Source organism: Streptomyces sp. NPDC086766, assembly GCF_044746005.1.
In the GTDB taxonomy this organism is placed as follows: Bacteria; Actinomycetota; Actinomycetes; order Streptomycetales; family Streptomycetaceae; genus Streptomyces.
Window position 1 is genome coordinate 707,436 of sequence record NZ_JBIVBI010000001.1, and the last position, 6,140, is coordinate 713,575.

The 6,140-nt window shown below is 69.8% G+C and carries 6 protein-coding genes and 1 pseudogene; all 7 read left to right on the forward strand.

The features are described from left to right. The first annotated feature begins 116 nt into the window (after window positions 1-116). A complete protein-coding gene (gene gap, locus ACIPM1_RS03125; protein ID WP_356191587.1) occupies window positions 117-1,124 on the forward strand; it encodes a type I glyceraldehyde-3-phosphate dehydrogenase in 1,008 nt (335 codons plus the stop codon). 159 nt (window positions 1,125-1,283) lie between these two features. Then, window positions 1,284-2,495, forward strand: coding sequence for a phosphoglycerate kinase (locus ACIPM1_RS03130; protein ID WP_402428098.1), 1,212 nt, complete (start codon window positions 1,284-1,286; stop codon window positions 2,493-2,495). A gap of 6 nt (window positions 2,496-2,501) precedes the next feature. Then, window positions 2,502-3,278: a triose-phosphate isomerase gene (gene tpiA, locus ACIPM1_RS03135; RefSeq protein WP_402428100.1), complete on the forward strand. Its 777-nt coding sequence runs from the start codon at window positions 2,502-2,504 to the stop codon at window positions 3,276-3,278. A gap of 105 nt (window positions 3,279-3,383) precedes the next feature. Continuing rightward, window positions 3,384-3,614 (forward strand): preprotein translocase subunit SecG, encoded by a 231-nt coding sequence (secG, locus tag ACIPM1_RS03140; protein ID WP_207228689.1) that lies wholly within the window; start codon window positions 3,384-3,386, stop codon window positions 3,612-3,614. Window positions 3,615-3,816: 202 nt separating this feature from the next. Next, window positions 3,817-4,152, forward strand: coding sequence for an RNA polymerase-binding protein RbpA (locus ACIPM1_RS03145; RefSeq protein WP_003976875.1), 336 nt, complete (start codon window positions 3,817-3,819; stop codon window positions 4,150-4,152). A gap of 219 nt (window positions 4,153-4,371) precedes the next feature. After that, entirely contained in the window at window positions 4,372-5,565 is a 1,194-nt protein-coding gene (locus ACIPM1_RS03150) for an MFS transporter (protein WP_402428191.1), read from the forward strand. A gap of 72 nt (window positions 5,566-5,637) precedes the next feature. After that, window positions 5,638-6,140, forward strand: a pseudogene (locus tag ACIPM1_RS03155) (glucose-6-phosphate isomerase); the annotation flags it as partial.

Genomic DNA, 6,140 nt, shown 5'->3' on the forward strand with positions numbered 1-6,140 from the left:
TATGGGGCATGTGGATGCCACCAGACAGGCCGCAGAGAGGTAGGGTCGGGGGTGGTCGGGGACATCCCATACAGCTCGCCGGCGTCGAGCCGGCGTACCAACGAGGAGATCGGTTCGTGACGATCCGCGTAGGCATCAACGGCTTTGGCCGCATCGGTCGTAACTACTTCCGCGCGCTGCTGGAGCAGGGTGCGGACATCGAGATCGTGGCTGTCAACGACCTGGGTGACACCGCGACCACCGCCCACCTGCTGAAGTACGACACGATTCTCGGTCGTCTGAAGGAGGAGGTGTCCCACACCGCGGACACCATCACCGTCGGCGGCAGGACGATCAAGGTCCTCTCCGAGCGCAACCCCGCCGACATCCCGTGGGGTGAGCTGGGCGTGGACATCGTCATCGAGTCCACCGGCATCTTCACCAAGAAGGAAGACGCCGAGAAGCACATCGCGGGCGGCGCCAAGAAGGTCATCATCTCGGCTCCGGCCAAGGACGAAGACGTCACCATCGTGATGGGCGTCAACCACGACCAGTACGACGCGGCGAACCACCACGTCATCTCCAACGCCTCCTGCACCACCAACTGCGTGGCGCCGATGGCGAAGGTCCTCGACGAGAACTTCGGCATCGTCAAGGGTCTGATGACCACGGTGCACGCGTACACGAACGACCAGCGCATCCTGGACTTCCCGCACAAGGACCTGCGCCGCGCCCGTGCCGCCGCCGAGAACATCATCCCGACCACCACCGGCGCCGCCAAGGCCACCGCCCTGGTGCTGCCGCAGCTCAAGGGCAAGCTGGACGGCATGGCCATGCGCGTCCCGGTCCCGACCGGCTCGGTCACCGACCTCGTCGTCGAGCTCGGCCGCGAGGTCACCAAGGAAGAGGTCAACGCCGCCTTCCAGAAGGCCGCCGAGGGCGAGCTGAAGGGCATCCTCGAGTACACCGAGGACGCGATCGTCTCCTCCGACATCGTCAACGCCCCGGCGTCCTGCACCTTCGACTCCTCCCTGACCATGGTCCAGGAGGGCAAGAACGTGAAGGTCATCGGTTGGTACGACAACGAGTGGGGCTACTCCAACCGCCTCGTCGACCTGACGGTCTTCGTCGGCAACCAGCTCTGATCGCCGCACCAGGCACCGCGAGGTGAGAGCAGGGCTCGGGCAGCGCAGGTCGCGCCGTCCGAGCCCTGACTCACGTACGGCGGGCCGGTCCCCCCGGACCGGCCCGCCGGCAGCTCGACCACCCCTCGTACGATCAAGAGCCCTTCCTCAGGAGTACCTATGAAGACGATCGACGAACTGCTCTCCGAAGACGTGTCCGGCAAGCGGGTCTTCGTCCGCGCCGACCTCAACGTCCCGCTCGCCGACGGAGTCATCACCGACGACGGCCGCATCCGCGCCGTACTGCCCACCGTCAAGGCCCTCGCCGACGCGGGCGCCAAGGTGGTCGTCGCCTCCCACCTGGGCCGCCCCAAGGGCGCCCCGGACCCCGTTTTCTCGCTGCTGCCCGCCGCCGAGCGGCTCGGTGAACTCCTCGGCTCGCCCGTGGCGTTCGCCGAGGACACCGTCGGCCCGGCCGCGCACGACGCCGTGGACGGCCTCCAGCCCGGCCAGGTCGCGGTCATCGAGAACCTGCGCTTCAACCCGGGAGAGACCTCCAAGGACGACACCGAGCGCGGCGAGTTCGCCGACCGGCTGGCCGCCCTCGCGGACGTCTACGTCGGCGACGGCTTCGGCGCCGTGCACCGCAAGCACGCCTCCGTCTACGACCTCCCGGCCCGGCTGCCGCACTACGCCGGCTCCCTCATCGCCACCGAGGTCGGCGTCCTGAGGAAGCTCACCCAGGACGTCAAGCGCCCCTACGTCGTCGCGCTCGGCGGCGCGAAGGTCTCCGACAAGCTCGCCGTCATCGACCAGCTCCTCGGCAAGGCGGACCGGCTGCTCATCGGCGGCGGCATGGCCTACACCTTCCTCAAGGCCAAGGGCTACGAGGTCGGCATCTCCCTCCTCCAGGAGGACCAGGTCCCCGCTGTCGCCGAGTACATGGAGCGCGCCGAGAAGAACGGCGTCGAGCTGGTGCTCCCGGTCGACGTGGTGGCCTCCACCGAGTTCCCCGACCTGAAGACCAAGGCGCCCACGCGGCACGTCGTGGTCGACGCGGACAAGATCCCCGCCGACCACGAGGGCCTGGACATCGGCCCGAAGACCCGCGAGCTGTACGCCACGAAGCTCGCCGACGCCGCCACCGTCTTCTGGAACGGCCCGATGGGCGTCTTCGAACACCCCGACTACGCCGAGGGCACCAAGGCAGTCGCACAGGCCCTCGTCGACTCGAACGGCTTCACCGTCGTGGGTGGCGGCGACTCCGCCGCCGCGGTCCGTACGCTGGGCTTCGACGAGTCGGCATTCGGCCACATCTCGACCGGCGGCGGCGCCTCCCTCGAATACCTCGAGGGCAAGACGCTCCCCGGCCTCGCCGCACTGGAGGACTGACCAAGCATGAGTACGCGCACGCCGCTGATGGCGGGCAACTGGAAGATGAACCTCAACCACCTCGAGGCCATCGCCCACGTCCAGAAGCTCGCCTTCGCCCTGGCCGACAAGGACTACGAGGCCGTCGAGGTCGCCGTCCTGCCGCCCTTCACCGACCTGCGCTCCGTGCAGACCCTGGTCGACGGCGACAAGCTGCAGATCAAGTACGGCGCCCAGGACATCTCGCAGCACGACTCCGGCGCCTACACCGGCGAGATCTCGGGCCCGATGCTCGCCAAGCTCAAGTGCACCTACGTGGTGATCGGCCACTCCGAGCGACGCCAGTACCACGCCGAGTCCGACGAGCTGGTCAACGCCAAGACGAAGGCCGCCTTCCGGCACGGCCTGACCCCGATCCTGTGCGTCGGCGAGGAGCTGGCGGTCCGCGAGGCGGGCAACCAGGTCTCCCACACGCTCGCCCAGGTCGAGGGCGGTCTGAAGGACCTCCCGGCCGAGCAGGCCGAGTCGATCGTGATCGCCTACGAGCCGGTCTGGGCGATCGGCACCGGAAAGGTCTGCGGCGCCGAGGACGCCCAGGAGGTCTGCGCCGCCATCCGCGGCAAGATCGCCGAGCTGTACTCGCAGGACGTGGCCGACAAGGTGCGCATCCAGTACGGCGGCTCCGTGAAGGCGGGCAACGTCGCCGAGATCATGGCGCAGGCCGACATCGACGGCGCCCTGGTCGGCGGTGCCTCGCTGGACGCGGACGAGTTCGTCAAGATCGTGCGCTTCCGCGAGCAGTGAGTATGCCGTAGGGACGATCCGTCGTACCCTTGCGGGGGTGTGGTGGGGCTACCACCGCACCCCCGTCGTCCATCCGAATCCGAGGAAGTTGGTCCAGCCGTGGTTCTGGGGTTCTCGATCGCCCTGATCGTCTTCAGCCTGTTGCTGATGCTGCTGGTGCTGATGCACAAGGGGAAGGGCGGCGGCCTCTCCGACATGTTCGGTGGCGGAATGCAGTCCTCCGTCGGCGGCTCCTCGGTCGCCGAGCGCAACCTCGACCGGATCACCGTGGTGATCGGTCTGCTGTGGTTCGCGTGCATCGTGGTGCTCGGCATTCTCATGAAGACGAACAGCTGACGCGTTCCACCCGCACAATCCGTACGTATGGCCCCATGTACGGTACGCGCTCCTGAGCGCGGCCTATCATGGGGCTTGCGTCTTTTTAGGGGGCTGTAACTCCTATCACTGGACGCGCGTTGGGCCTTACGTAGACTGAGGCGCTCGCAGCGAAGCGGATGCCGACTCGCTTTGCGGCACCATCACGCAGGGAGTTACGACCGTGGCAAGTGGCAACGCGATCCGAGGAAGCCGGGTCGGGGCTGGGCCGATGGGCGAGGCCGAGCGCGGCGAGTCCGCGCCGCGTCTGCGCATCTCCTTCTGGTGCTCCAACGGGCACGAGACGCAGCCCAGCTTCGCCAGCGACGCGCAGGTGCCCGAGACCTGGGACTGCCCGCGCTGCGGCTTCCCGGCCGGTCAGGACCGGGACAACCCGCCGGACCCGCCGCGCACCGAGCCGTACAAGACGCATCTGGCGTACGTGCGGGAGCGGCGCAGCGACGCGGACGGCGAGGCGATCCTCGCCGAGGCGCTCGCCAAACTGCGGGGCGAGATCTAGACGTTGAGGTCCGGCCGGGCGCCCGAGGGCGCGGGCCGGACCAGTCGTAACCGGGCCGCGGGGGCCGCCCGCTCACGGCCCGTTGTCAGTGCCTGCCTCTACCGTGTGTGCATCGGGACTTCGATGCTTCGTACGGGGGATGTCGTGACGGCGGTCGAGGCGGTGGACAGTGCCGCGCCCACCTGGCGCGGGGGATTCGGGCGGCTGTGGACGGCCGCCGTGACGTCACGGTTCGGGGACGCCCTGCGGACCGCCGCGCTCCCGCTGCTCGCCGTGCGCCTGACCGACGAGCCCCTCGTCATCGCCTCCGTGACCGCCTGCGGCTACGTGCCCTGGCTGCTGTTCGGGCTGCTCGGCGGCGCCGTGGCGGACCGCGTCGACCAGCGGCGCGCGATGTGGGCGGTGGACACCGTACGCGGGCTGCTCGTCGCCGGTTTCGCCCTCGCCGTCGGCCTCGGGCACGCGTCGATCCCGCTGCTGCTCCTCCTCGCCTTCTCGCTGACCACCCTGCAGACCCTGTTCGACAACGCCTCCACGGCCCTGCTGCCGTCCCTGGTGGACCGCGGCGCGCTGAGCAGCGCGAACGCCCGGCTGATGACCGGCCAGCAGCTCGCCGGCGGGCTCCTGGCCGGCCCCTTCGTGCCGCTGATGCTGACGGCCGGGGTGTGCATGCCCTTCGTGGCCGACGCGGGCACCTATCTGGTGGCCGCCGCCCTCGTGGCGTCCCTGTGCGTCCGGCCCCCGCGGCGTGATCCCCGCCCGGCCGGCAGCACCCTGCGCGGGGAGATCGGCGCCGGCCTGGGCGCGCTGTGGGGCGACCGGGCGCTGCGGGCCGTCTGCGTGTCCACGCTGCTGTGCAACATCGGCATGGGCGCCCTGATCGCCACGCTGGTTCTGCAGGTGACGCGCTGGCTGCACGCGGGCGACGCGGGGTACGCGGCCGCGATGACGGCGTACTCCGCCGGCGGCTTCGCCGGCGGCTTCGCCGCCCGGCGGATCGCGCGCCGCCTCGGGCGGGTGCGCGCCCTGCTGCTCGCCGGAAGCGTCCAGACGTCGTCCCTCGTCCTCGTCGGGAGCGTCCGCCACCTGGGCGCCCTGCTCGCCGGCATGGCGCTGCTCGGTGTGATGGGCATGGTGTGGAACGTCAACCAGGTCACGCTGATGCAGCAGCGCAGTCCCGCGTCGTTGGTGGGGCGTGTCGCCTCGGCCTTCCGCACCGCCTCCACCTCCGGCGCCCCGCTGGGCGCCCTCCTCGGCGGGGCCGTGGCCCGGTGGTACGGACTGAACGGGCCCGCACTGTTCGCGGCCGCCGTCTTCGCGCTCGCCGTCACCTCGTTGATACCCGCGCGCAAGCCGGACGTACCTGTTGTTGCACCGGACGACGGCGCCAGGGCGGGCCGGGCGGGGTGCTGATCAATTAGGTTGGAACCGGCAGCGGGGCAAGGTACGCAGCAGGACAGGTAGGAAAGAAGGCTGAAGTCCGAAATGAACGCAGACGGCCGTACCAGGCTCAACCACATGCCCGAGTGGACCGCGCTGGCCGAGCACCGCGAGCGGCTCGCCGGCGTCCACCTGCGGGAGCTGTTCGCGGCCGACCCGGGGCGCGCCGAGCGGTACACGGTCCGGGTCGGCGACCTGTACGTCGACTACTCCAAGCATCTGATCACCGACGAGACCCTCGCGCTGTTGCGGGAACTGGCCGTCGCCACGGATGTGTTCGGGTTGCGGGACGCGATGTTCCGCGGTGAGCGGATCAACGTCACGGAGGACCGGGCGGTGCTGCACACGGCGCTGCGCGCGCCGCGCGAGGCGGTGGTCGAGGCCGGCGGGGAGAACGTCGTGCCCGCCGTGCACGCGGTGCTGGACAAGATGGCCGGTTTCGCGGAGCGGGTTCGTTCGGGCGAGTGGACCGGGCACACCGGGCGGCGGATCAGGAACGTCGTCAACATCGGCATCGGCGGCTCGGATCTGGGTCCGGCGATGGCCTA